Raw genomic sequence first — 23,700 nt, 5'->3', positions numbered from 1 at the left:
CCCGGCGCTCGGCATCCTTCAGAATTCGGTTCTGGGAATCAGCAAACAAAACCACCCCCGTCACGGCCGCGACAGCGCCGCGTTGCACGCGAGCGCCCGGTCCAGCACCGGGCCGCTCCCACCGTCCCGGTCGAGGCAGTCCGCCAGGGCCGAAGCCGGCATGCGCAGGTCGGTGCAGAAGATCCGCATGAAGGCCGAGGCCAGGGCGAGCCTGCGCTCGGGCGACGCCGCCCGCCAGCCGGCGGCGTCGAGGTAGAGGATCGCCGCGTCGTCCCCCGCCGCCGGAGCGGACGCCAGCACGGCCAGGACGACCAGCCCCGCCCGAAGGCTCATCGCTCCGCCCGCCGGGGATCGGCGGCCGGGGGCACGTCGAGGGCCGGGTTGCGGTCGAAGAAGTTGAACGGGCGCAAGCGGAAGCCGTGCCACAGCCCCGGCATCGCCGGCCAGTCCTCCGAGCGCGGGACGTGCCGGAACCCGACCGTGTACCACAGCACGAGATCGCGATCGCGGATCGGGCGCTTCGCGGCGGTCCAGCGCGGCAGACCGTCGACCTCCGGGTTCTGGTTCGGGTAGTCGCCCGAGGCGTATTTCTCGTCCGCCGCGTAGGCGCTCGTCCACATCGTGTAGTCGGTGAAGCCGGCGCGGCGCTGGATCGGGTCGTCCTTGGCCAGCAGCGAGGTCGCGGTGTGGCCGGGCAGGATCTGGTAGCTCGTCGGCGCGCCGAGGCGGTTGCGGCGGGTCGCGCTCTCGACCCGGAACTGCGCCGCCCCGAGCGGCAGCGTCACCGGGCCCTCGGTCTCCATCGCCTCGCTGCGCACCGCCCACAGGCTGCGGCGAGTGCCGCCCTCGGGCAGGCGCCGCACCGCGTAACGGTCGGCGACGAAGCGGTTGTCGGGGCCGTCCACGTCGAGGTCGAGGCGGAAGGCCATGTAGTGGTCGTGGTTCACCGCCAGCAGCCGCGGCGCCACCAGGGTTCCGGTCGCGGTGTCGGCGGCGGCGGAGGCGTCCGACAGCGAGGCCGCGACGACGCCCTTGGTGGCATCGATGCCGTAGGCGCCGAGCCGCACGTCGATGCTGCCGGCGCGGTCGAACATGGTGTCGACGAGGTAGTCGTAATTGCCGACGACCGGTGCCATCCGCACCACCAGCTCGGTGTTGGGCCGGGTCTCGACCGAGCCGTTGACCAACTCGTCGTGGCGCCAGACCGGGTCGCCGGTCGGCCGCTCGAACAGGCAGACGACGCCGCGCTGGCCCACCGGCTCGCCCTTGGCGTCGGCGATCACGAGGTCGAGGTAGGTCGCGCTGTCGGGGCAGTCGTGGCCGGGGCGGAGCTGGGTCGCCAGCGCCCCGAAGCCGTACTCGCCGACATCCATGTAGGCCCGGAACGACCAGGTCGGCGCCGGGTCCATGTAGGGCACGAACATCTCGCTCGCCGAGAGCTGGTAGGCGACGTCCCGCGCCGTGCCGTGGTCGTCGTAGCGGATCAGCGACAGCATCGTGCCGAGGCGCGGCTCCAGCCGGACATGGAACGACCAGTTGTCCCACGCCACCTGCCCGCCGGAGACGCGGATGTTGCCGCCCTGCGGCGCGCTGATCCCGACCGGCTTCGGCGCCGGCCGGTAGCGGCTCGACTCGGCGTAGGCGTGGCTCGGCGTCTCCGGCGGCGGCGGCACGACGCCGAGATCGGTGACCGACAGCACGGTGCCGGCCGCCATGTCGACGGTCGCCATCACGCCCTCGATCGGCCGGCCCCACAGGTTGTTGACCGCGCCGGTCGTGTCGACGCAGGGCACGTTGAGCAGCCGCCGGCCGGCCATCGCCGGGTCGGCCTCCGGCCCGACCGCGAGCGGCAGGCAGAACACGTTGGCGAAGTCGGTGATGCCCCGCCGGCGCATCGCGTCCTGCCAGCGCGGGTCCCGCTTCGGCAACTCGCTCGCGCCGAGCATCTCCTCGACCAGCAGCGACGATTGCCGGTTCCCGACCGGCTTCCACTCGGCGACGCGGGCGGCCGCGAGGTCGATGCGGGCCTCGCCCAGGCCCGCCCCGGTCAGCACCACCCCGACGGCGCGGCGGGCGATCGGCGCGCCGGGCGTCCAGGCGCGCACCGCCGCCTTGGCCGGCTCGTCCAGGGTCAGCGAGACGATCCGGGCGCCGCCGTCGAGCCGGCCGTCCCGGCGCAGGATCGCCGCGGCGGCGCGGATCTCGTCGGCGGTCAGGGCGTCCATCGGGTGGGTCGCGGCAGCCGGCGGCGGCACGCGCTCCTCGGCCAGGGCCGGGAGCGGCGCCGCGAGGCCGCACAGGCCGACGAGCAGTCGCCGCAGGAACGAACCGGGCATCGCGTCATCCTCCCCCGACCGCACGAGGCGGCGATGCTGCGGCCGGATCGGCCGCGGAGCAAGTCCGGTGCCCGGTTGCCGGCTCGCCGGTGCGACGCCACTTTGCCGGCTCGGGCCGCGGCGACCGCCCGGCCCCCGTCCGGGAGTCCCTGCCCATGAATCCGGTCCGCCTGACGAGTCTCGCCCATGGCGGCGGCTGCGGCTGCAAGCTCGCGCCCTCGGTGCTGCGCGACCTCCTCGGCCGCCAGCCGGCGGCCGGGCCGTTCGAGCGCCTGCTCGTCGGCAACGAAGGCGCCGACGACGCCGCGGTGTGGGACCTCGACGGGCGGACCTGCCTCGTCGCCACCACCGACTTCTTCACCCCGATCGTCGACGACCCGCACGATTTCGGCCGCATCGCCGCGACCAACGCGATCTCGGACGTCTACGCCATGGGCGGCGCGCCGATCCTGGCGCTGGCGATCCTCGGGATGCCGCTCGGCAAGATCGAGCCGGCGGTGGTCGCGCGGATCCTGGAGGGCGGGGCGGCGGCCTGCGCCGGCGCCGGGATCCCGGTCGCCGGCGGCCACTCGATCGACACCCCCGAGCCGATCTACGGACTCGCGGTGATCGGCACCTGCCCGCGCGAGCGGGTGCGCCGCAACGGCGACGCCCGGGCCGGCGACGCGCTGATCCTGACCAAGCCCCTCGGGGTCGGCGTCTACTCGGCGGCGTTCCGCCGCGAGGCCCTGCCGGCGGAGGGCTACGCCGCGATGCTGGCGACCACGACCCGTCTCAACCGGATCGGCCACGACCTCGCCGCCGACCCGGACGTGCACGCGATGACCGACGTGACCGGGTTCGGGCTCCTCGGCCACGGGTTAGAGGTCGCCCGCGGCTCGGGCTGCGGCCTCGCCGTCGATTTCGGCGCGGTGCCGTTCCTGCCCGCCGCCGCCGCGCTGGTGCGCGACGGCTTCGTCACCGGGGCCTCGCACCGCAACTGGGAATCCTACGGCGAGGAGGCCGACCTGCCGGCCGGGCTCGCCGAGTGGCAGCGCCACCTGCTCACCGACCCGCAGACCTCCGGCGGCCTGCTGGTCTCCTGCACCGCCGACCGGGCCGGGGCGATCCTCGCCCGGATCCGGGAGGCCGGCTATCCCGAGGCGGCGATCATCGGCCGGGTCGAGGCCGGAGCGCCGCGGGTGCGGGTGGAGGCGGACGGCTGAGCGGTCATCCGGTTTCCGATTGATCGCTTCGCGATGCGGAAACCAGCTTTGCTCAAGTGCCGCACGGGCTGGTGAGACGATTTTCGGAACTGGTCGTCCGACAATCGTATCGTTCCAGGCCGACGTCGCCCGCATGGGGTGCTGCGGCGACGGCGCATCCTCCCCTTCGCAGATTTCGCGAAACGTGAAGGCGGGCACCGCCGGCACCAGCGCCAGGACGACGGGGCCGCCGACCGCGGAGGCCCACGGCCAGCCGAACGTTGCGACGAGGCGGGACGAGAACGCCCCGCCGATCGGGTAGCCGGGCGACATCAGCGCGATGGCGAGGGGGCCGCGCCGGGCGGAGGCGTATTCGGCCTATGTCTCGCGCCTCTTCGCCGTCCGGGCGGGGACGGTCCCGGCCGCCTACGGCAGGCGCGGCCACGGGGAAAGGCCGCCGCAGCGCGAGCCACGGCAGCCTCGAAACCGGGGTGGAACGGCTCTCGGCCGGATCAGTAGCGCGGGCCGCCCGAGGTATTGCCCTTCTGCTGCATGTAGCCGGGGCGCTCCGGGTTGCGGGCGTTCGGATCGCCCTTCATGCGGCTGTTGCGGCGCATCATCCGGCGCATATGGCGGTCTCGCTTCATCATGTGATGCCGGCGCATGGCGACGTGCTCGACCATCGAGGTCTCGGCCGAGACGCCGGCCGGGGTCGTCACGGCGGCGGAGGCCGGGGCGGCGAACCCGAGGGCACCGAGCACGACGGTGGCGGCGAGGGTCAGGGTCAGCGTCTTCATCGATCCCACTCTCATCAGGTGCGCTCTCGGCTCACCGCACCAACAAGCATCGGTGCGCAGCGTGGTTCCGCAGTGGACGGAAGATTCTTTCAAGTCCGTCCGGCTTGTCCGGAACGGGGTACTCTCGGTCAGACTGACGGGCGGTCGATCTTCTCCGCCGGCCGGACCGGCCTTGCCGCGCCGGCCGCGCCGCGTCATCACCGCGGCCATGCCGCCCTCTCCGCCTCCGCTGCCGATCGACGCCGTCCTGGGCGACCTCGCCGCCGCCCTCGCGGCCGGCCCCAACGCCGTCCTGGTGGCTCCGCCGGGTGCCGGCAAGACCACCCGGGTGCCGCTCGCGCTGCTCGACGCGCCCTGGCGCGGCGACGGCCGGATCATCCTGCTGGAGCCCCGTCGCCTCGCCGCCCGGGCGGCGGCGGATCGAATGGCCGCGACGCTCGGCGAGGAGGTCGGCGGTCGGGTGGGCTTGCGGGTGCGGCTCGGCTCGAAGGTGTCGGCCCGGACCCGGATCGAGGTCGTGACCGAGGGCGTCTTCGCCCGGATGATCCTCGACGACCCCGAACTCACCGGCATCGCCGCGGTGCTGTTCGACGAGTTCCACGAGCGCTCCCTCGACGCCGACCTCGGCCTCGCCCTCGCCCTCGATGCACAGGGTGGCCTGCGCGAGGACCTGCGCCTGCTGGTCATGTCGGCGACCCTCGACGGCGCCCGCGTCGCGGCACGGATGGGCGGCGCGCCGGTGATCGAATCGGAGGGCCGCGCCTTCCCGGTCGAAACCCGCCACCTCGACCGCGACCCGCAGCGGCGCATCGAGGAGGCGGTGACGGACGCCGTGATGCGGGCGCTCCGGGCCGAGCCCGGCTCGGTCCTCGCCTTCCTGCCCGGCCAGGGCGAGATCCGCCGCGCCGAGACGCTCCTGCGCGGCCGGCTCGACGGGCATCCCGATGTCGACCTCGCGCCGCTCTACGGCGCGATGGAGCGGGGCGAGCAGGACCGGGCGGTGCGCCCGAGCCCGGCCGGACGGCGCAAGGTGGTGCTCGCGACCTCGATCGCCGAGACCTCGCTCACCATCGAGGGCGTGCGGGTGGTGGTCGATTCCGGCCTCTCCCGGGTGCCGGTCTACGAGCCCGATCTCGGCCTCACCCGCCTCGTCACCGTGCGGGCCTCGCGCGCCGCCGCCGACCAGCGCCGGGGCCGCGCCGGCCGCACGCAGCCGGGCGTGTGCTACCGCCTGTGGCCCGAGGCGGCGACCGGCGCCCTCGAACCCTTCACCCGGCCCGAGATCCTGTCGGCCGACCTCGCCGGCCTCGTCCTCGACTGCGCCGCCTGGGGCGTCGCCGACCCCACGACCCTCGCCTTCCTCGATCCGCCCCCGGCCCCGGCCCTGGCCGAGGCGAAGGCGCTGCTCGCCGGCCTCGGCGCCCTCGACGGCGACGGCAGGCTGACCCCGCAGGGCGCGCGCCTGCGCGCCCTCCCCCTGCCGCCGCGCCTCGCCCGGATGGTGGTGGGCGCCGCCGGCCACGGCCGCGAGGCGGCGCGGGACGCCGCCGACCTCGCGGCGGTGCTGGTCGAGCGCGGGCTCGGCGGCGACGGAGTCGACCTCGCCGAGCGGGTCGAGCGATTCCGGCGCGACCGGGCCGGACGGGCCGAGGACATGCGCCGCCTCACCGCCGGCTGGGCCCGGGAGGCCGGACGCGGCGCGCCGGCGCCCGCCTCCGGTGGGGGCCCCTCCTCCGGCGGGGGCTCCTCCTCAGGTGGGGGCCCCTCCTCCGGTGGGGCGCCCGGCTTCGGCGAACTGCTCGCCCTCGCCTATCCCGACCGGATCGCCCGCGCCCGCGCCCGCGGCCGGGCGGGCGAGTTCGTGCTCTCCAACGGCCGCGGCGGCGCCCTCGATCCGGCCTCGGCGCTGGCGCGCGCGCCGTTCCTGGTGGTGGCGGAACTCGTCGGCAAGGCCGCCGCCGGCCGCGTCCTCGCCGCCGCGCCGATCGACCTCGCGGCGATCGAGGCGGCGTTCGCCGACCGGATCGACAACCGCGAGGTGGTGAGCTTCGATCCAGAATCCGGCTCCCTGCGCGCCCGCGCCCTGCGCCGCCTCGGCGCCGCCGTCCTCGGCGAGCGGGTGCTGCCGGTGCCGGCGACCGAGGAGGCCGCCCGCATCCTCGCCCGCGGCCTCGCCGGGCAGGGAATCGAGCGCCTGCCGTGGTCGAAGGCGGCGGCGCAGTGGCGCGAGCGGGTGCGGTTCCTGCGCGACGCCGAAGGCGAGCCGTGGCCGGACCTGTCCGACGGGAACCTCGCGGGCACCGTCGAGGACTGGCTCGCCCCGCATCTCGTCGGGATCGCGCGGCGGGACGAGATCGGCGCCGACCGCCTGTTCGACGCGCTCCAGGCGCTGCTGCCGTGGTCGCTGCGGGCGCGGCTCGACGCCGAGGCGCCGACCCACGTCGCGGTGCCGACCGGCTCGCGCATCCCGGTCGATTACGGCGCCGAGGGCGGGCCGGTGCTGGCGGTGCGAGTGCAGGAACTCTACGGCCTGTCGCACCACCCGGTGATCGGCGGCGGCCGGGTGCCGCTCGTGCTGCACCTGCTCTCGCCCGCCCACCGGCCGATCCAGATCACCCGCGACCTGCCGGGCTTCTGGCGCGGGTCGTGGGCGGCGGTGCGGGCCGAGATGCGCGGGCGCTACCCGCGCCACCCGTGGCCGGAGGATCCCCTCACCGCCCCGGCGACCACCCGGGCGAAACCGAGGGGCACCTGAGAGGCGGATCCGCGGCTTCCCCTCCGACAGGGTTAATGACATTTTAACGCCCGACTGCGAGTCTCGTGCGGATCCGGGAACCGGTCAGCACGAGGGGCGCCGCCATGACCTTCGCCGAGAGCAAGCTCGCGCTCAGTGCCGCGCTGGCGCTGTCCTGCATCCTCGCCGCCGCCGGCGCCCTCGATCCGGCGGAGCCGCGGACCTGGCTGATGCTCGTCGGCTGCGTCGCCCTGCTGGCGACCGGCGTCGCGATCGGCGAGCGCATCGCCGGAGGGCGGAGCGAGCAGCCCCGCACCCTGACCCAGATCTACCGCGACGAGGCGGCGGAGGGCGCCGCCGTCGCGGGCGCCGGGTCCCTCAGCGGGCGGTGAAGCCGCCGAGGTTCAGGCCCTCGTGCCGGGCGAGCCGGGCGAGCAGGAAGTCGACCTCGGCCCGGGCCGTCGCCGATAGGGCGCTGCCGGGCTTGCGCTGGGCGTCGCTGGCGATCAGGCCGCGGCGCATCAGCACGTATTTGCGCACCGCGAGCCCGATGCCGGGCTGCTGCTCGTAGCGCAGCAGCGGCAGGTGGGCGTCGAACACGTCGTGGGCCTCGTCGCGGCGGCCGGCCTTCTGGAGCCGCACCACGTCGATCAGCATCTCCGGGAAGGCGTAGCCGGTCATCGCGCCGTCGGCACCGCGCTCCATCTCGAAGTCGAGGAACAGGCCGCCGTTGCCGGTCAGGATCGAGATCGGCCGCATCGAGCCGTCGGCCTGGAAGCCGCGCAGGGCCGAGATCTTCTCCAGTCCCGGCCAGTCCTCGTGCTTCAGCATCACGCAGGAGGGGTGCTCCTCGACGATGGCGCGGATGACCTTCGGGGTCATCTGGACCGACAGCGTCAGCGGATAATCCTGGATCACGAACGGGATGTCGGTGCCGATGGCCTCGACCGCGCCGCGGTAGTAGCCGAGGATCTGCTCGTCGGTGCGCAGGGACGGCACCGGGGCGATCATCACGCCGGCCGCCCCCCGCTCCATCACCGCCCGGGCGAGGGACCGCATGGCGGCGAAGCCCGGGGCCGAGACGCCGACGATCGCCGGCAGGCCGATCCCCGCGATGAACCGCGCCGCCACGGCGAGCGATTCCTCTGGCTCGAGCTTGGGCGCCTCGCCCATGATGCCGAGCACCGTGACGCCGGTCGCCCCGGCGCCGCGGTAGCTCTCGCACAGGCGGTCGATCGAGCCCTCGTCGAGGCGCCCGTCCGGGTGGAACGGGGTCGGGGCGATAGGGAAGACCCCGGCGGCTTGGGCGTCGAGACGCATGATCGATCCTCGCTGGCAGCGCTGGCTCCGACCTACGCCAAAGCCCGCAGGGAGGCGAGCCCGGAGAGGCGGCGACCCGTGCGGGTCGTGCAGGCACGGACCGCCCGAAAAGCGGTGTGCAACCCGGCCCCGCATCCTTAGAACCGGTCGGAACCACGAACGGGAGGATGCCGGATGGGCCGCGGCTTGAGGAAGGGACTGACCAATTACGGCGATGCCGGCTTCTCGCTGTTCCTGCGCAAGGCCTTCATCAAGGCGATGGGCTATTCCGACGACGCCCTCGACCGCCCGATCGTCGGCATCACCAACACCTACAGCGACTACAATCCCTGCCACGGCAACGTGCCGGCGCTGATCGAGGCGGCCAAGCGCGGGGTGATGCTGGCCGGCGCGATGCCGATGGCGTTCCCGACCATCTCGATCCACGAGAGCTTCGCCCACCCGACCTCGATGTTCCTGCGCAACCTGATGGCGATGGACACCGAGGAGATGATCCGCGCCCAGCCGATGGACGCGGTCATCGTCATCGGCGGCTGCGACAAGACCCTGCCGGCGCAGATCATGGCGGCGGCGAGCGTCGACCTGCCGACCGTCGTGATCCCGGTCGGCCCGATGGTGGTCGGCCACCACAAGGGCGAGGTGCTCGGCGCCTGCACCGATTGCCGGCGGCTGTGGGGCGCGCACCGGGCCGGCACGATCGACGAGGCCGAGATCGAGACCATCAACGGCCGCCTCGCCCCCTCGGTCGGCACCTGCATGGTGATGGGCACCGCCTCGACCATGGCCTGCATGATCGAGGCGATGGGCCTGTCGCTGCCGATGAGCGCGACGATCCCCGCGCCCCATGCCGAGCGGATCCGCCTCGCCGAGGCGAGCGGCCGGCGCGCCGCCGAGCTGGCGGTCGCCGGGGGCCCGCGCCCGAGCGAGATCATGACCCCGCGCGCCTTCCGCAACGCCCAGGTGGTGATGCAGGCGATCGGCGGCTCGACCAACGGCCTGATCCACCTCACGGCGATGGCCAACCGCGTCGCCGCCCGGGTCGACCTCGACGCCTTCGACGCGGTCGGGCGCGAGGTGCCGGTGCTGGTCGACCTCAAGCCGTCCGGCGACCACTACATGGAGCATTTTCACCACGCCGGCGGGGTGCCGAAGCTGCTGCGCGAACTCGCCGACCTCATCGACCTCGACGCGCCGAGCGTCGCCGGCGGCACCCTGCGCGACGTGGTGGCGGGGGCCGAGGAGGTGCCGGGCCAGACCGTGATCCGCTCGCCGGACCACCCGATCAAGCCGATCGGCGCGATGGCGGTGCTGCGCGGCAATCTCGCGCCCCGCGGCGCGGTCATCAAGCATTCGGCCGCGACGCCGGGTCTGCTCAGCCATACCGGGCGGGCGGTGGTGTTCGACTCGCTCGCCGACCTCGCCGCCCGGGTGGACGATCCCGATCTCGACGTGGCGGCCGACGACGTGCTGGTGCTGCGCAACGCCGGCCCCAAGGGCGCACCCGGCATGCCCGAGGCCGGCTACCTGCCGATCCCGAAGAAGCTCGCCCGGCAGGGGGTGAAGGACATGGTGCGGGTCTCGGACGCGCGGATGAGCGGCACCGCCTTCGGGACGATCGTGCTCCACGTCACGCCGGAATCGGCGGTCGGCGGCCCGCTCGCCCTGGTGCGCACCGGCGACCGCATCCGCCTCGACGTGCCGGCACGGCGCATCGACCTCCTGGTCGAGGAGGACGAGCTGGCGGCGCGCGCCGCGGCGCTGCCGGAGGCCGCCCGCCCGGACTGGGCCGCGCGCGGCTATGCCCGCCTGTTCCACGACACCGTGACCCAGGCCGACGAGGGCTGCGACTTCGACTTCATGCTGCGGGAGCCGCCGCCGGCGGCGTGAGCGCCGGGCCGCCGCGCGCGGCGCGGATCGGGCGGGTCGCCGCGGAGCAGCCGCGCCGGCGCCCCGCCTGCGGCGCTGCGCGCTCCCGTCCCCGGCTCCGGAATACTGCGCTCTCCCGGGTTCGCTCCCCCGGCATGACCCCGGCCACGGCGCGCCGGACGCGGCACCGGTGCTCCGCCCTTGCGCCCCGCCACCCGGCCTGATTGTGCTGCCGCCGACATGATCCCGCCGCGGCCGGCGCCGCCGGGCCAGCCGCAGGAGTTCCGCCCGTGCCCGTCCTCTCCCTCGCCGAGGCCCATGCGCTCGTGGCCGAGGCGCTGATCCGCTGCGGCACCGCGGCGGACAACGCCGCCCCGGTCGCCCGCGCCCTCGTCGGCGCCGAGGCCGCCGGCCTGCCGACCCACGGGATCGGGCGGGTGCCGTCCTACGGCGCGCAGGTGCGGGCGGGGAAGATCGACGGCCGGGCGCGGCCCTCGGTCGACCGGCCGCGCCCGGCGATCGTGGCGGTCGATGCCGGCCACGGCTTCGCCTATCCGGCGCTGGAGGCCGCCTGTGCGGCGCTGCCGGAGGTCGCCCGCGCCGAGGGGCTGGCCGCCGCGCCGATCCGGCGCTCGCACCATTGCGGCGCCGCCGGGCTGGTCGTCGAATCCCTCGCCGCGCAGGGCCTCGTCGCGCTGCTGTTCGCCAACGCCCCGGCCGCGATGGCGCCGTGGGGCGGAACGGTGCCGCTGTTAGGCACCAACCCGGTCGCCTTCGCGTGCCCGCTGCCGGGCCGCGACCCGATCGTCATCGACCTCGCGCTGTCGAAGGTCGCCCGCGGCCACATCGTGGCGGCGCAGAAGCGCGGCGAGCCGATCCCCGAGGGCTGGGCCCTCGACGCCGCGGGTCGCCCGACCACCGACCCCGACGCGGCGCTCGCCGGCACCATGGTCCCGCTCGGCGATGCCAAGGGGACGGCTCTGGCCCTGATGGTCGAGCTTCTGGCCGCCGGCCTCACCGGCGGCCGCTTCGCCGCCGAGGCGTCGTCGTTCCTCGACACGACCGGAGGCCCGCCCTCGGTCGGCCAACTGATCCTCGCCGTCGATCCCGGCACCTTCGCGGAGGGCGCCGTGACCCGGTTCGGGCTGCTCGCGGAGGCGGTCGAGTCCCAGGACGGCGCCCGCCTCCCCGGCAGCCGCCGCCTCGCCGCGCGGGAGCGGGCCCGGGCCGAGGGGCTGAGGATCGGCGACGGGCTGCTGGCCGAGATCGCGGCGGTGTGACCCCGCAACCTGCAGCGCTCGAACCAGCCTCGACTCAATCGTCGAACGGGTTGTGGACCAGAATCGTGTCGTCGCGCTCCGGCGAGGTCGAGAGCAGCGCCACCGTCGCCCCGATCAGCTCCTCGATCCGGCGCACGTACTTGATCGCCTGCGCCGGCAGGTCGGCCCAGGAGCGGGCGCCGGCGGTGGTCTCGTGCCAGCCCTCGATCGTCTCGTAGATCGGTTCGACCCGGGCCTGGTCGCCCTGGCTGGCCGGCAGGTGGTCGATCTCGTGGCCGTCGAGGCGGTAGCCGGTGCAGATCCTGATCGTGTCGAAGCCGTCGAGGATGTCGAGCTTGGTCAGCGCGATGCCGTCGATGCCCGAGGTGCGCACGGTCTGGCGCACCAGGGCGGCGTCGAACCAGCCGCAGCGGCGCTTGCGTCCGGTGACGACGCCGAACTCGCGCCCGCGCTCGCCGATCCGCTCGCCGATCGCGTCGGTCAGCTCGGTCGGGAACGGCCCCTCGCCGACCCGGGTCGTGTAGGCCTTGACGATGCCGAGCACGTAGCCGATCGCCGACGGGCCGAGGCCCGAGCCGGTCGCCGCCTGCGCCGCGACGATGTTGGACGAGGTCACGTAGGGATAGGTGCCGTGGTCGACGTCGAGGAGCGCCCCTTGCGCGCCCTCGAACAGGATGCGCTTGCCCGAGCGGCGCGCCTCGTCGAGGAGCGACCACACCGTGTCGGCGTAGGGCAGGATCTTCGGGGCGATCGCCACCAGCTCGGCCTTCAGCGCCACGGCGTCGACCTCGTCGATGCCGAGCCCCCGGCGCAGGGCGTTGTGGTGGGCGAGCAGGCGGGCGATCTTGGCGTCGAGCACGTCCGGATCGGCGAGGTCGACCACCCGGATCGCCCGGCGCCCGACCTTGTCCTCGTAGGCCGGGCCGATGCCGCGCTTGGTCGTGCCGATCTTCAGCGCCGCGTTGGCGGTCTCGCGGTAATGGTCGAGCTCGCGGTGCAGCGGCAGGATCAGGGTGGCGTTATCGGCGACCCGCAGGGTCTCGGGCGTCACCGCCACGCCCTGCTGGCCGATGCGGGCGATCTCCTCGACGAGGTGCCAGGGATCGACCACGACGCCGTTGCCGATCACCGACAGGGTGCCGCCGCGGACCACGCCGGAGGGCAGCAGCGACAGCTTGTAGGTCGTGCCGTCGATGACGAGGGTGTGGCCGGCATTGTGCCCGCCCTGGAAGCGCACGACGACGTCCGCCTGCTCCGAGAGCCAGTCGACGATCTTGCCCTTGCCCTCGTCGCCCCACTGGGCGCCCACGACGACGACGTTCGCCATCCAACCTGTCCTGTCATGCCGAGACAGGCCCTGGCCTGTTCGGCCGGACCTGATGCTCGCTGGGGTGCGTCCGCGCGGTCTTGGGCGATCCCCCGCGCGAAATCAAGCGAGGGCCCCGGCTCATAGCCTGGCCTCGGGCGTCGGCGGTCGCGCCTGCTCCTTCGGCTCCCGCGCCGCGGGGCGCCCTTCGGGCGACCGCAGGACGATCCGCGACTACTTCGCCTCGGTGCCGGGACCGCGGCCGGGCAGCTCGCCGGGGCGGATGACCGGGGTCGAGTTCGGATTGGGCTCCGGCGGCGTGACGCTCATGTCGGGGGCGCCGGTCGCCGGGGGCTTGATGACGCCGTCCGACTGCTGGAGCTTGTCGCTGAGGGTCGAGCCGGTCGTGTCGCCCTTCTCGCTCGTCGGCTCCTGGGGCCGGACCTTCTCGGGAATGGTCTGGTTGAGCGGCGGCAGGTTCGGGTCGCGGTCGCGGCCCCGCAGGGGCACGTCCGGCGACTGCGCAAGGGCCGCGGTGGCGGTGATGCCGGTCAGGAGCAGCACGGCCCCGCGCATCAGCTTCGACATGGGTGTCTCCTCGGGAGATTTCCCTCAGGAAACCGGTCGGCTCGGCCAGGGTTCCGGCCGCGCTTGCGCCGAAATGGTGGCGGGACGAATGGTTCCGAAGCCGGATCGAGGCCCGCGCGGCGATCGAGCGAAGCCGTATGGTGCGTCAGCCGGCGCCCGCCATCTCCAAATACAGCCCGCGCAGGCGCCGGGTCAGGGGCCCGGGCTGGCCGCCGCCGACGCGCGTCCCGTCGATCTCGGTCACCGGCATCACGAAGGCCGAGGCGCTGGTATAGAACGCTTCCGCCGCGGACAGCGCCTCCTCGACCGTGAAGGCGCGCTCCTCGACGGTCAGGCCGTTCTCCTCGGCGAGGCGCATCACCGCCCGGCGGGTGATGCCGGGCAGCAGCGCGGTCGAGAGCGGCCGGGTGACGATGCGGCCGTCCTCGGTGATGATGAAGGCGGTCGACGAGCCGCCCTCGGTGACCAGCCCGTCCTCGTGCATCCACGCCTCGGCGACGCCGGCGGCGGCGGCCTGCTGCTTGGCGAGCACCTGGGCGAGCAGCGCCACCGACTTGATGTCGCGCCGCTTCCAGCGCAGGTCCTCGACGGTGATGACCTTGGCGCCGCGCTCGGCGAGCGGGCTCGCCAGGATGGTCTTCGCCTGGGTGAACATCACGACCGTCGGCGCGACCTCGGCGGGGGGGAACGGGAAGTCGCGCTCGTGAACCCCGCGGGTCACCTCCATGTAGACGAGGCCCTCGGTCAGCCCGTTGCGGGCGACGAGGTCCTCCTCCAGGCGGGTCCAGCCGGCGGCGTCGTGGGGGTTGCGGATGCCGATCTCGCCCAGCGAGCGGTCGAGGCGGGCGAGATGGGCCTCGTTGTCGACCAGCCGGCCGTTCACGACCGCGCTGACCTCGTAGATGCCGTCGCCGAACAGGAAGCCCCGGTCCATGATCGAGATCGTGGCCTCCTCGTAGGGAACGAAGCGGCCGTTGACGTAGACGATGCGGGACATGGGGATCCTCGGGCGTGCGGTGACCCGCTCTTCAAGCACCGCCCCGACCGCCTCGGCAAGCCGGTATCGCGCGTCCTTGGGAGGACGCGCGCCGCGGTCAGCCCGCCTGCGGCCCGAACACCCGGTCGAAGATCGTGTCGACGTGCTTGTAGTGGTAGCCGAGGTCGAAGCAGTCGGCGATCGCCTCGGGCGACAGCGCGGCGGTCACCTCCGGGTCGGCCTGGAGCAGGGCCAGGAACTCGCCCTCGCCGCGCCAGACCGGCATCGCGTTGCGCTGGACCAGCCGGTAGGCGTCCTCGCGCGAGACGCCGGCCTGGGTCAGGGCCAGCAGCACCCGCTGCGAGTGGACGAGGCCGCCGAGGCGGTCGAGGTTGCGCTGCATGCTCTCGGGATAGATCAGCAGCTTGTCGACGACGCCGGTGAGGCGCGCGAGCGCGAAGTCGAGGGTCACGGTCGCGTCCGGGCCGATCATCCGCTCGACCGAGGAATGCGAGATGTCGCGCTCGTGCCAGAGCGCGACGTTCTCCATCGCCGGCAGGGCGTAGGCGCGCACCATCCGGGCGAGGCCGGTGAGGTTCTCGGTCAGGACCGGGTTGCGCTTGTGCGGCATCGCCGAGGAGCCCTTCTGGCCCTCGGAGAAGAACTCTTCCGCCTCCAGCACCTCGGTGCGCTGGAGGTGGCGGATCTCGGTCGCCAGCCGCTCGATCGACGAGGCGACGACGCCGAGCGTCGCGAAGTACATCGCGTGGCGGTCGCGGGGGATGACCTGGGTCGAGACCGGCTCGGGCGTCAGGCCCATCTGGCGGGCGACGTACTCCTCGACCCGCGGGTCGATGTTGGCGAAGGTGCCGACCGCCCCCGAGATCGCGCAGGTCGCGACTTCCTTGCGCGCCGCGACGAGGCGCTCGCGGGAGCGGGCGAACTCGGCATGGGCCTGGGCGAGCTTGAGCCCGAACGTGACCGGCTCGGCGTGGATGCCGTGCGAGCGCCCGATCGTCGGGGTGAGCCGGTGCTCGAAGGCGCGGCGCCTGAGCGCGGCGAGGAGCGCGTCGACGTCGGCGATCAGCAGGTCGGTCGCCCGCACGAGCTGGACGTTGAGGCAGGTGTCGAGCACGTCCGAAGAGGTCATGCCCTGGTGGACGAAGCGCGCCTCGGGCCCGACGATCTCGGACAGGTGGGTGAGGAACGCGATCACGTCGTGCTTGGTGACGCGCTCGATCTCGTCGATGCGCGCGACGTCGAACACCGCGTCCCGGCCCTTCTCCCACACCCGGTCGGCGGCCTCCTTGGGCACCACGCCGAGTTCGGCGAGCGCGGTGGTGGCATGGGCCTCGATCTCGAACCAGATCCGGAAGCGCGTCTCCGGCGACCAGATCGCCGTCATCTCGGGCCGGCTGTAGCGGGGGATCATCGACGGGCTCCTGGCGCTGGACGGGCGGATCTCGGCGGACCGCTAGGCGATGGGGGACGAGAAGGCAAGAAACGTCGCCGTCGGCGGGACGCCGCAGCGGAAGCCGCCGGGATCCGAAGGCCGCATTCCCTGCGGTAACAGAAAGCTCACGCTTGGCCGGCATGCTGGAGGCGAGTGGAGGACGGGGATGCACACGAACCGGACGGAGCCTCATGCCGGGGCGACGGGCATCGTCCCGCTTGAGGCCTCCGTCGCAGTCCCGGGCGGGCATCGGCGATGAATCACGGCCACCTGCCGTTTCCGGCCGCTCCCGGCCCCGGGCCTTCCGACCTCGACACGACCTTCCGGACGATGATCGAGAGCGTGACGGACTATGCGATCTTCACGCTCAAGGACGACGGCACGATCGCCGACTGGAACGCCGGCGCCCAGCGCGCCAAGGGGTTCGAGGCACACGAGATCGTCGGCCGGCCGTTCTCGGTGCTGTACCTTCCCGAGGACCGCGATGCCGGACGGCCGGAGGAGATCCTGGCCCGGGCGCGGGAGGCCGGCCGGGTCGAGACCGAAGGCTGGCGGGTGCGCCGCGACGGCTCCAGGTTCTGGGCTCACGTCGTCATCGAGGCGATCCGGCGCGACGGCGTGCTGATCGGGTTCACCAAGATCACCCGCGACATCACGCAGCAGAAGCACGACGGCGATCGCGCCCTCGGCATCACCCGGCTGCTCGACCTCGCCCTGTCGAACATCTCGCAGGGGCTGTGCCTGTTCGACGGCGACCAGCGGCTGCGGCTGGTCAACCGGCGGTTCTCGGAGATCTTCGGGCTGTCCGATCATTCCACCCTGATCGGGCGCAGCCTGCCGGAGATCTGGGCCCGGATGGTCGCGGGCGACGGGCCGCGCGAGCCCCGGTCCACGGAGGCCGGCGATGCGATGCTCGAGCGCCACCGCGCGCTGATCGAGGCCGGCGCGGCGGCACCGGTGGTCGAGATCTTCCGCGGCGGATTCTCGGTGTCGATCTCCCACCGCCGGATCATGAACGGGGCGCTCGTCACCACCTTCGAGGACGTGACCCGCCAGCAGGCGGCCGAGCGGGAGATCGCCCGGCTGGCGCACCAGGACGACCTCACCGGCCTCGCCAACCGCTCGGCGTTCCGGACCCTCGTGCGCCGGACCTGCGAGGCGGCTCCGGCGGAGGCCGACATCGCCCTGCTGCTCCTCGACCTCGACGGCTTCAAGGCGGTCAACGACGCTCTCGGCCACACGACCGGGGACGCCGTGCTGCAGCAGGTCGCGGAGCGCCTGCGCGGAACGCTTCCGGACGGCTTCGCAGCCCGCCTCGGCGGCGACGAGTTCGCAGTGCTGCTCGCCGGGCACGGCGACCGGATCGCGGACGCCGCCGACGGGCTGGTGCGCCGGCTCGGCGAGCCCTACGACCTGCCGGGCGCCCAGGTGACGCACATCTCGGCCAGCCTCGGCATCGCCACCGGGAGCCGCAACCCCGACCTGCTGTTCTCCCAGGCCGATTACGCGCTCTACTCGGCCAAGAACGCCGGCAAGGCGCGCTGGCGCCTGTTCTCGCCCGAGATGGAGGCGGCGCGTCAGGAAACGGCCTCGATCGAACGCGGCCTCGATCAGGCCCTGGCGAAGGATCAGTTCGTCCTGCACTACCAGCCGATCACCGACCTCGAGACCGGGCGGGTGACGAGCCGGGAGGCGCTGCTGCGCTGGTACTCGCCGGAGCGCGGCTGGACCAGTCCGGACCTGTTCATCCCGGTCGCCGAGCAGACCGGCCAGATCCGCGAGATCGGCGCCTGGGTGCTGGAGCGGGCCTGCCGCGAGGCGGCGGCGTGGCCCGATGGGGCCCGCGTCGCCGTCAACGTCTCGCCACGCCAGCTCGGCGGCGGCGTCCTGCCCGATCTCGTGCTGTCGGCGCTGCTGCGCAGCGGCTTGCCGGTCGACCGGCTCGAACTCGAGATCACCGAGACGACGCTGCTCGGCGGCGACGCCGCCACCCTCACCGACCTGCGCGTCCTGCGCGAGATGGGGGTGCGCATCGCGCTGGACGATTTCGGGGTCGGGTTCTCGTCGCTGGCCCATGTCCGGACCTTCCCGTTCGACCGGATCAAGATCGACGGGTCGTTCGTGCGCGACGCGGTGCAGCGGCCCGAATGCCGCGCGGTCGTCGGCGTCATCGCGGCGCTCGGGCGCCGTCTCGGCGTCGCGACGGTGGCCGAGGGCGTCGAGACCGCCGAGCAGCTCGCGCTGGTGCGCGAGGAGGGCTGCAGCGAGGTGCAGGGCTACCTCATCGGCCGGCCGGCCCCGCTGTCGCAGGACGGCCGGCCGGACGCCGCGGCGGACCTCGCCCGTCCCCGCCGCGGGGCGGCCTGAGGGCGGCCCGTCCCACGGGCCGCGGGTCGGTCAGCGGGCCGGCACGCTCGCCTGGAGGTCGGCGACGGACTCCTCGCGCGGCAGCGCGTTCTGCCACACGGCGCCGGAACGGCCCTTCTCGTAGCCGTCCTCGTACAGGCGGCGCATGTAGGCGGTGTCGAAGCCCTTGTCGGCCGGGACCTCGGGGATGCGCCGGTCGATATAGGTGAGGTTGAAGCCCATGCCGTTGCGCCGCGCGAAGGCATAGGTGCTGGTCAGCGTCTCGCGCGAGCGCGAGCGGCCGAGGGTCGAGAGCGTGCGGGTGGCGATCGGCAGGGTGCCGTTCTCGACGACGCGGAAGCTCGGCTCGATGCGGCCGTTGATGATGACGTAGATGTTGGGCTTGCCGCGGCTGGTCTCGATGCGGCCGTCCTGGACCAGGAACGCCTCCGGCAGGGTGAACACCGGCGTGACGACGGATCCGTCGACGTGCATCTCCTGGAAGGCGCGGTTGCCGGCCTGGGCGTCGATCAGCATCGGCGGGAACACCGCCGGCACGCTCGCCGATGCGGTGAGCACGTCGCGGAACAGCGCGACGGCGTTGGGCTGGCCGCTCGCCGCGATCGCGCCCATGTCCCAGATCACCGCCCGCTGCGCATCGAGGTTGGTCGTGACCACGAGCAGGCGGCGGCCCTTGGCGTGCTCCTCGGCCACCGCCGCGAGCAGTTCGGGCGTGACGTAGCGCCCGACGAGGCCGCGCAGGCGCTGGTCGCCGAACAGGCCGTCGCCGAGCAGCACGTTGACGACGCTCGGCGACTGCACGAGGCCCTCGGCCGCGCCGCTGGTGTAGAGGTCGCGCAGCATCCCGTCATAGGCCGGGCCCAGGAACGCGAACGGCGCGATCAGCGCCCCGGTCGAGACGCCGGAGACGAGGGTGAAGCTCGGCCGCCGCCCGGTCTCGGTCCAGCCGTTGAGCACGCCGGCGCCGTAGGCCCCGTCGCCGCCGCCGCCCGACAGGGCGAGGTAGCTGAACGGTGTCCGGCTCGACGCCGTCGTTTCCGTGACGCGCGCGAAGGCGCGGGTCGGCCCGTCGGCCCAGTAGCGGACGTCCGGCTGGCCCGGAACGACCGCGGCGGTCGCTTCCGCCGCCGTGTAGGGCACGCGCGGCGCCGAGGCGCAGGCGGCGACCTGGGCGGTCACCAGCAGAGCCGCGAGGCCGCGGACCGGGTTCGATCGAGCAGACACGAGAACTCCACCCTACAAACTGCACGCCGCCTCGCTCCCACCATCGGCCGGAACGGGCGGTATGGCAACGCTTATGGCAAGGCTTGGCTTGCCGGAGGGTTCCCGCGCCGCGGTTTTCCCGCGGCGGCGTGTCTTTTCGGACCGTCCCGCGGCGGCTGTGCCATTCTGAGGCGCGGCGCACGACCGGCCCGAGCCGGCGCGGCTCCGCCGGCGCCTCCGTTGTCATTACGGATTGCGACAAACTGATGCAGGCAGCGGCGGTGCTGCTCCGGTCACTGCCGGGATTTCCGCCTGCGAGGCCTGATTCCCGAAATGACACAGCCCGGCTGGAACGTGGCTTGATGGGAAGACCGCGAACACACCGCGCCTGTCCGGCGCTGGAACGGAGATCCGCGGCATGAGTGACGCCGTCAATGTGCTGATCGTCGACGAGCCGGTCGAACTCGGCGAGACGCTTCGGGCGACGCTGGAACACGCCCCCGCCCTGCGGACGGTGGCCGAGGAGGACCTCGACGGGTCGAGCGAGGCGGTGGCGCTGGTGTTCGCGCCGGGGCGCGGGCCGGAGCGCATCGCCGCCCTGCGGGCGCGCTTCCCGGAGATCCGGGTCCTGGTGTCGTTCCTCGTCGCTGACGCCGCCGAGGTGGCGCGGATCGTCGCCGCCGGCGCCGACGCCTTCGTGGCCCGCGGCGCGACGCCGGCCGAGGTCTGCGGCGCGATCCTGGCCCTCGGCCGCGGGGCCGCGCTGGACGCCGATGCGAAGGCCGAGGCCGCGCAGGACGAGGCGGCCGGCGCGCTCGGCCTCACCGCGCGCGAGGCGGAGGTGCTGCGCTTCCTCAGCGCCGGCTTCAGCAACAAGGAGGTGGCGCGGCGGCTCGCGGTCAGCGTCCGCACCGTCGAGACGCACCGCCTGAACCTGCGGCGCAAGACCAAGACCGGTCGGCTCAAGGACCTGGTCCAGCTCGCCCGCCAGCTCGGCCTCGCCCCGGTGGTCGACGCCGAGCCGCCGGCCGCCCGGCCGGCGCCCCGGATGGGTCTGCACCGGGCCGTGGCCCATTGAGCCCCTGGGGGCATTGAGCCCGGGGGGCGCTCCCGCGGGCGCCCCCGATCAGGCCGCCCGGCGGGCGGTCTCCCCGCCGCGCGCCGCCGACTTGCGGCTGCGGCCTCCGGTGCTGCGGGGCTTCGCCTCGGCGGCCTCGCGGCTGAGCCGGCGTTCCAGCAGCGCCAGGACGGCGCTCTCCTCCGGCCGCAGCTCGGCGATCTCCTCGCGCAGCTCGGTCCGCACCGTGTCTCGGACCTGCTCCAGCAGCCCGCCTTCGAGGTAGCAGGTCAGGATCTCCGGGTGCACGTAGCACTTGCGGCAGACCGTCGGCGTGTTGCCGAGGCGCTCGGCGACCCGCTCGATCGCCTGCTTGACGTTGCGCTTGGCCCTGGCGTCGCTGTCGAACGCCTCGAATTCCTGCAGCGCCATCGCGGCCAGCACCGTGCCCGACCAGGTGCGGAAATCCTTGGCGGTGATGTCCCGGCCCGAGATCTCGCGCAGGTAGGCGTTGACGTCCGCCGAGGTCACGTCGCGCTGGGTTCCGTCCCCGTCGATGTACTGGAACAGCTCCTGGCCCGGCAGGTCCTGGCACGCCTTGACGATGCGGGCGATGCGGCGGTCGTTGACCGACAGGTTCCAGGTCTTGCCGCTCTTGCCCTTGAAGCGGAAGGTCAGTTCCTGGCCCTCGATGCGGACATGCGGGTCGCGCAGGGTGGTGAGGCCGTAGCTCTTGTTGGTGCGGGCGTAGTCGTCGTTGCCGACCCGGATCAGGGTCGTCTCCAGCAGGTGGACGACGGTCGCCAGCACCTTCTCCCGCGGCAGGCCGCGCCGGCCCATATGCTCGGCGATGGTGGCGCGCAGGGACGGCAGCACCTGCGCGAAGCTCATCATGTGCTGGAACTTGGTCGAGTCGCGCGCCTGCCGGAAGTCCGGGTGGTAACGGTACTGCTTGCGGCCGCGGTCGTCCCGGCCGGTGGCCTGGATATGGCCGTTGGCGTGCCGGCAGATCCACACGTCGGAATAGGCCGGCGGCACCGCGAGCGCCTTGATGCGGGCGAGTTCCGCCGCGTCGCGCAGCGTCCGGCCCTCGGCGTCGAGGTAGCGGAAGCCGCGACCGCTGCGCTTGCGGCGGTAGCCCGGCTCCTCGTCGCTGACGTAGCGCAGGCCGACGGCGCGGGCGGCCTCCCGGGTCTCGACGCGCTCTTCGGCGTTCTGGTCCTGGGCGTGCTGGTTCTGTGCCGGCATTGCAACCTTCTCCCCCGGGACCACTCAACCGGTGGATTCAGGGCGAGGTTCCGGTTCGCGCTCGCTCGTCCCCGGCTCTATATCCCGCCGTCATCGAACCAGGAGACGACCGCGTGGCGGCACAGGAACACGACCCCACCGGCGGCCGGACCCGGACCATCGCCTACGTCGTCACCGAGGACTGGTTCTTCGCCTCCCACTTCCTGCCGATGGCCCGGGCCGCCGTGGCGGCGGGGTACTCGGTCGCGGTCGTCACCCGGGTGCGGGCGCACCGGGCCGCGATCGAGGCGACCGGCGCCCGGGTGGTGGCGCTGGAGGCCGAGCGGTCGAGCCTCAACCCGATGGGCGCCGGCTACGCCGCCGGCCAGCTCGCGGCGATCCTTAAGGCGCTGAAGGCCGACCTCGTCCACTGCATCGCGCTGCGCGGCATCCTGATCGGCGGCACCGCCGCCGCGATGGCGGGGATTCCCCGCCGGGTCTACGCCCTGACCGGCCTCGGCCTGATCGGGGCCCGGCAGGACCGCGCCGGCCGGCTCGCCCGCACCGGGCTGCGCCATCTCGTCCGCGGGCCGCTGGAGACCGCCCGCACCCGCTACCTGTTCGAGAATCCCGACGACGCCGCCCTGCTCGGGCTCGATCCCGCCGAGGCGCGGGTGACGATGGTCGGCGGCGCCGGGGTCGATCCCGCGGCCTGGGCGCCCGCGCCGCTGCCCGGCCAGCCGCCGCTGCGGCTCGCGCTGGTGGCCCGGATGCTGTGGTCGAAGGGGATCGACACCGCCGTCGAGGCGGTGCGGATCGCCCGCGGCCGCGGCGTCGCGGTCGAACTGGCGCTCCACGGCGCGCCCGACCCGTCGAACCGCCGCACCGTCCCGGAGGCGACGTTGCGGGAGATGGCCCGCGACGGCGTCGCCTGGACCGGCGCCACCGCCGACGTCGCCGGCGCCTACGCCGCCTGCCACGCCGCCTGCCTGCCCTCGCGTGGCGGCGAGGGCCTGCCGCGGGCACTGCTGGAGGCGGCGGCCTGCGGCCGGGCGCTGCTCACCACCGACGTGCCGGGCTGCCGCACGCTCGTCCGCGACGGCCTCGACGGCCGCGTGGTGCCGCCGGGCGATCCCGGCGCCCTGGCGGACGCCATCGCGGCACTCGCCGCCGACCCGGATCTCGTCGCCCGGATGGGAGCCTCCGCCCGGCAGCGCATCCTGGAGGGCGGCTTCACCGAGGCGGCGGTCGCGGCGGCGGTGATGCGGATCTACGCGGAGCTGCTGTGATGGCGCCGGATCCGACCGCCTTCATCCTCGCCCAGACCCGCCTGCGCCCGGTGCCGCACGCGCCGGAGATCCGGCTGCACGTCGCCGACGAGGCGACCGAGCTGTGGAGCCGGACCGAGGAGGAACTCGGCGAGATCGGGCTGCCGCCGCCGTTCTGGGCCTTCGCCTGGGCGGGCGGGCAGGCGCTCGCCCGCTACCTCCTCGACCATCCGGAGACGGTGGCCGGGGCGCGGGTGCTCGACTTCGCCTCGGGGTCGGGGCTGGTCGCGGTCGCGGCGGCGAAGGCGGGCGCGGCCTCGGTGGTCGCCAGCGACCTCGACCGCTTCGCCCTGGCGGCGATCGGCCTGAACGCGGCCGAGAACGACGTCGCCGGGAGGATCGTGCCCGACGGCTCGGATCTCGTCGGGCAGGACGGCGGCTGGGACTGCGTGCTCGCCGCCGACATCTTCTACGAGCGCGACACCGCGGCCCGGGTCGGGGACTGGCTCGCCCGCCTGCACGCCGGCGGCACCCGGGTGGTGATCGGCGATCCCGGCCGCTCCTACCTGCCGCGCGACCGGCTGGAGCCGCTCGCGACCTACGCGGTGCCGGTGACCCGGGCGCTGGAGGATGCCGAGATCAAGCGCAGCAGCGTGTGGCGGTTCCGGGGGTGAGACCGGCGGGGCGGGAGACGGAAAGGTCTCGTGCCCATCCCGCGCCGGCCCTCCCCCGCAGCCG

Annotated in this window: 19 protein-coding genes; 9 read left to right on the top strand and 10 right to left on the bottom strand. The window is 73.8% G+C overall.

The features are described 5' to 3' along the window. Nucleotides 1–60 precede the first annotated feature (60 nt). A complete protein-coding gene (locus EOE48_RS12020) occupies nt 61–333 on the bottom strand; it encodes a hypothetical protein (protein WP_127729253.1) in 273 nt (90 codons plus the stop codon). After that, nucleotides 330–2,336 (bottom strand): copper amine oxidase, encoded by a 2,007-nt coding sequence (locus EOE48_RS12015; RefSeq protein WP_127729251.1) that lies wholly within the window; start codon nt 2,334–2,336, stop codon nt 330–332. Before EOE48_RS12015 ends, EOE48_RS12020 begins: the two co-directional genes overlap by 4 nt. A 155-nt stretch (nt 2,337–2,491) precedes the next feature. On the opposite strand from EOE48_RS12015, the gene selD reads away from it, so the two are divergent. After that, nucleotides 2,492–3,541, top strand: coding sequence for a selenide, water dikinase SelD (selD, locus tag EOE48_RS12010; protein WP_210249566.1), 1,050 nt, complete (start codon nt 2,492–2,494; stop codon nt 3,539–3,541). Nucleotides 3,542–4,032: 491 nt separating this feature from the next. Here selD and EOE48_RS12005 read toward each other — a convergent pair whose 3' ends face one another. Further along, nucleotides 4,033–4,317 carry a hypothetical protein gene (locus EOE48_RS12005; RefSeq protein ID WP_127729249.1) on the bottom strand — a complete coding sequence of 95 codons (285 nt, stop codon included), beginning with the start codon at nt 4,315–4,317 and terminating at the stop codon, nt 4,033–4,035. Nucleotides 4,318–4,525: 208 nt separating this feature from the next. Here EOE48_RS12005 and hrpB point away from each other — a divergent pair, with 208 nt between their 5' ends. Both hrpB and EOE48_RS11995 read left to right on the top strand, forming a co-directional pair. Continuing rightward, nucleotides 4,526–7,072 (top strand): ATP-dependent helicase HrpB, encoded by a 2,547-nt coding sequence (hrpB, locus tag EOE48_RS12000; RefSeq protein ID WP_127729424.1) that lies wholly within the window; start codon nt 4,526–4,528, stop codon nt 7,070–7,072. Nucleotides 7,073–7,176: 104 nt separating this feature from the next. Next, nucleotides 7,177–7,443: a hypothetical protein gene (locus tag EOE48_RS11995; RefSeq protein ID WP_127729247.1), complete on the top strand. Its 267-nt coding sequence runs from the start codon at nt 7,177–7,179 to the stop codon at nt 7,441–7,443. On the opposite strand, the gene EOE48_RS11990 is transcribed toward EOE48_RS11995, so the two are convergent. Next, on the bottom strand, nt 7,430–8,371 hold the full coding sequence (locus EOE48_RS11990) for a dihydrodipicolinate synthase family protein (protein ID WP_127729245.1): 942 nt from the start codon (nt 8,369–8,371) through the stop codon (nt 7,430–7,432). The two genes, EOE48_RS11995 and EOE48_RS11990, sit on opposite strands and share 14 nt — an antisense overlap. Nucleotides 8,372–8,545: 174 nt before the next feature. Between EOE48_RS11990 and EOE48_RS11985 the strand changes: the two genes are divergently transcribed. Both EOE48_RS11985 and EOE48_RS11980 read left to right on the top strand, forming a co-directional pair. Next, nucleotides 8,546–10,258 (top strand): IlvD/Edd family dehydratase, encoded by a 1,713-nt coding sequence (locus tag EOE48_RS11985; RefSeq protein WP_127729244.1) that lies wholly within the window; start codon nt 8,546–8,548, stop codon nt 10,256–10,258. Nucleotides 10,259–10,527: 269 nt separating this feature from the next. After that, the gene (locus EOE48_RS11980; protein WP_127729242.1) at nt 10,528–11,517 is read left to right on the top strand and encodes an Ldh family oxidoreductase; all 990 of its coding nucleotides are present in this window, start codon (nt 10,528–10,530) and stop codon (nt 11,515–11,517) included. Between the two features lie 34 nt (nt 11,518–11,551). On the opposite strand, the gene EOE48_RS11975 is transcribed toward EOE48_RS11980, so the two are convergent. From EOE48_RS11975 to purB, 4 genes are all read right to left on the bottom strand, one after another. Next, nucleotides 11,552–12,844, bottom strand: a complete 1,293-nt coding sequence (locus EOE48_RS11975) for an adenylosuccinate synthase (RefSeq protein WP_127729240.1) — start codon at nt 12,842–12,844, stop codon at nt 11,552–11,554. Between the two features lie 213 nt (nt 12,845–13,057). Next, complete coding sequence (locus EOE48_RS11970; RefSeq protein ID WP_127729238.1) at nt 13,058–13,411, bottom strand: hypothetical protein; 354 nt, start codon at nt 13,409–13,411, stop codon at nt 13,058–13,060. Between the two features lie 145 nt (nt 13,412–13,556). After that, complete coding sequence (locus EOE48_RS11965) at nt 13,557–14,408, bottom strand: D-amino-acid transaminase (protein ID WP_127729236.1); 852 nt, start codon at nt 14,406–14,408, stop codon at nt 13,557–13,559. Between the two features lie 97 nt (nt 14,409–14,505). After that, on the bottom strand, nt 14,506–15,819 hold the full coding sequence (purB, locus tag EOE48_RS11960) for an adenylosuccinate lyase (RefSeq protein ID WP_127729234.1): 1,314 nt from the start codon (nt 15,817–15,819) through the stop codon (nt 14,506–14,508). A gap of 276 nt (nt 15,820–16,095) precedes the next feature. Here purB and EOE48_RS11955 point away from each other — a divergent pair, with 276 nt between their 5' ends. Then, complete coding sequence (locus EOE48_RS11955; RefSeq protein WP_127729232.1) at nt 16,096–18,207, top strand: putative bifunctional diguanylate cyclase/phosphodiesterase; 2,112 nt, start codon at nt 16,096–16,098, stop codon at nt 18,205–18,207. 30 nt (nt 18,208–18,237) lie between these two features. Here EOE48_RS11955 and EOE48_RS11950 read toward each other — a convergent pair whose 3' ends face one another. Next, the gene (locus EOE48_RS11950; protein WP_127729230.1) at nt 18,238–19,431 is read right to left on the bottom strand and encodes a patatin-like phospholipase family protein; all 1,194 of its coding nucleotides are present in this window, start codon (nt 19,429–19,431) and stop codon (nt 18,238–18,240) included. A 397-nt stretch (nt 19,432–19,828) separates the two neighbouring features. Here EOE48_RS11950 and EOE48_RS11945 point away from each other — a divergent pair, with 397 nt between their 5' ends. Further along, on the top strand, nt 19,829–20,488 hold the full coding sequence (locus EOE48_RS11945) for a LuxR C-terminal-related transcriptional regulator (RefSeq protein ID WP_127729228.1): 660 nt from the start codon (nt 19,829–19,831) through the stop codon (nt 20,486–20,488). Nucleotides 20,489–20,536: 48 nt separating this feature from the next. On the opposite strand, the gene EOE48_RS11940 is transcribed toward EOE48_RS11945, so the two are convergent. After that, the gene (locus EOE48_RS11940; protein ID WP_127729226.1) at nt 20,537–21,715 is read right to left on the bottom strand and encodes a DNA topoisomerase IB; all 1,179 of its coding nucleotides are present in this window, start codon (nt 21,713–21,715) and stop codon (nt 20,537–20,539) included. A gap of 113 nt (nt 21,716–21,828) precedes the next feature. Here EOE48_RS11940 and EOE48_RS11935 point away from each other — a divergent pair, with 113 nt between their 5' ends. Continuing rightward, nucleotides 21,829–22,983, top strand: coding sequence for a glycosyltransferase (locus EOE48_RS11935; protein WP_127729224.1), 1,155 nt, complete (start codon nt 21,829–21,831; stop codon nt 22,981–22,983). After that, nucleotides 22,983–23,636: a class I SAM-dependent methyltransferase gene (locus EOE48_RS11930; protein ID WP_127729222.1), complete on the top strand. Its 654-nt coding sequence runs from the start codon at nt 22,983–22,985 to the stop codon at nt 23,634–23,636. Before EOE48_RS11935 ends, EOE48_RS11930 begins: the two co-directional genes overlap by 1 nt. Nucleotides 23,637–23,700: the final 64 nt, after the last annotated feature.

This window comes from Methylobacterium oryzihabitans, from assembly GCF_004004555.2.
Taxonomy (GTDB): domain Bacteria; phylum Pseudomonadota; class Alphaproteobacteria; order Rhizobiales; family Beijerinckiaceae; genus Methylobacterium; species Methylobacterium oryzihabitans.
The sequence above is the reverse complement of the archived record's forward strand: the minus strand, read 5'-3'. Positions and strand labels throughout refer to the sequence as shown.

Coding starts and splice junctions, on each gene's coding strand:
- EOE48_RS11970 (WP_127729238.1), bottom strand. CDS start 13,411: ATGTCGAAGCTGATGCGCGGGGCCGTGCTGCTCCTGACCGGCATCACC.
- EOE48_RS12020 (WP_127729253.1), bottom strand. CDS start 333: ATGAGCCTTCGGGCGGGGCTGGTCGTCCTGGCCGTGCTGGCGTCCGCT.
- EOE48_RS11965 (WP_127729236.1), bottom strand. CDS start 14,408: ATGTCCCGCATCGTCTACGTCAACGGCCGCTTCGTTCCCTACGAGGAG.
- EOE48_RS11990 (WP_127729245.1), bottom strand. CDS start 8,371: ATGCGTCTCGACGCCCAAGCCGCCGGGGTCTTCCCTATCGCCCCGACC.
- EOE48_RS11955 (WP_127729232.1), top strand. CDS start 16,096: ATGAATCACGGCCACCTGCCGTTTCCGGCCGCTCCCGGCCCCGGGCCT.
- EOE48_RS12005 (WP_127729249.1), bottom strand. CDS start 4,317: ATGAAGACGCTGACCCTGACCCTCGCCGCCACCGTCGTGCTCGGTGCC.
- EOE48_RS11975 (WP_127729240.1), bottom strand. CDS start 12,844: ATGGCGAACGTCGTCGTCGTGGGCGCCCAGTGGGGCGACGAGGGCAAG.
- EOE48_RS11940 (WP_127729226.1), bottom strand. CDS start 21,715: ATGCCGGCACAGAACCAGCACGCCCAGGACCAGAACGCCGAAGAGCGC.
- EOE48_RS12015 (WP_127729251.1), bottom strand. CDS start 2,336: ATGCCCGGTTCGTTCCTGCGGCGACTGCTCGTCGGCCTGTGCGGCCTC.
- EOE48_RS11985 (WP_127729244.1), top strand. CDS start 8,546: ATGGGCCGCGGCTTGAGGAAGGGACTGACCAATTACGGCGATGCCGGC.
- EOE48_RS11995 (WP_127729247.1), top strand. CDS start 7,177: ATGACCTTCGCCGAGAGCAAGCTCGCGCTCAGTGCCGCGCTGGCGCTG.
- hrpB (WP_127729424.1), top strand. CDS start 4,526: ATGCCGCCCTCTCCGCCTCCGCTGCCGATCGACGCCGTCCTGGGCGAC.
- purB (WP_127729234.1), bottom strand. CDS start 15,819: ATGATCCCCCGCTACAGCCGGCCCGAGATGACGGCGATCTGGTCGCCG.
- selD (WP_210249566.1), top strand. CDS start 2,492: ATGAATCCGGTCCGCCTGACGAGTCTCGCCCATGGCGGCGGCTGCGGC.
- EOE48_RS11945 (WP_127729228.1), top strand. CDS start 19,829: ATGAGTGACGCCGTCAATGTGCTGATCGTCGACGAGCCGGTCGAACTC.
- EOE48_RS11930 (WP_127729222.1), top strand. CDS start 22,983: ATGGCGCCGGATCCGACCGCCTTCATCCTCGCCCAGACCCGCCTGCGC.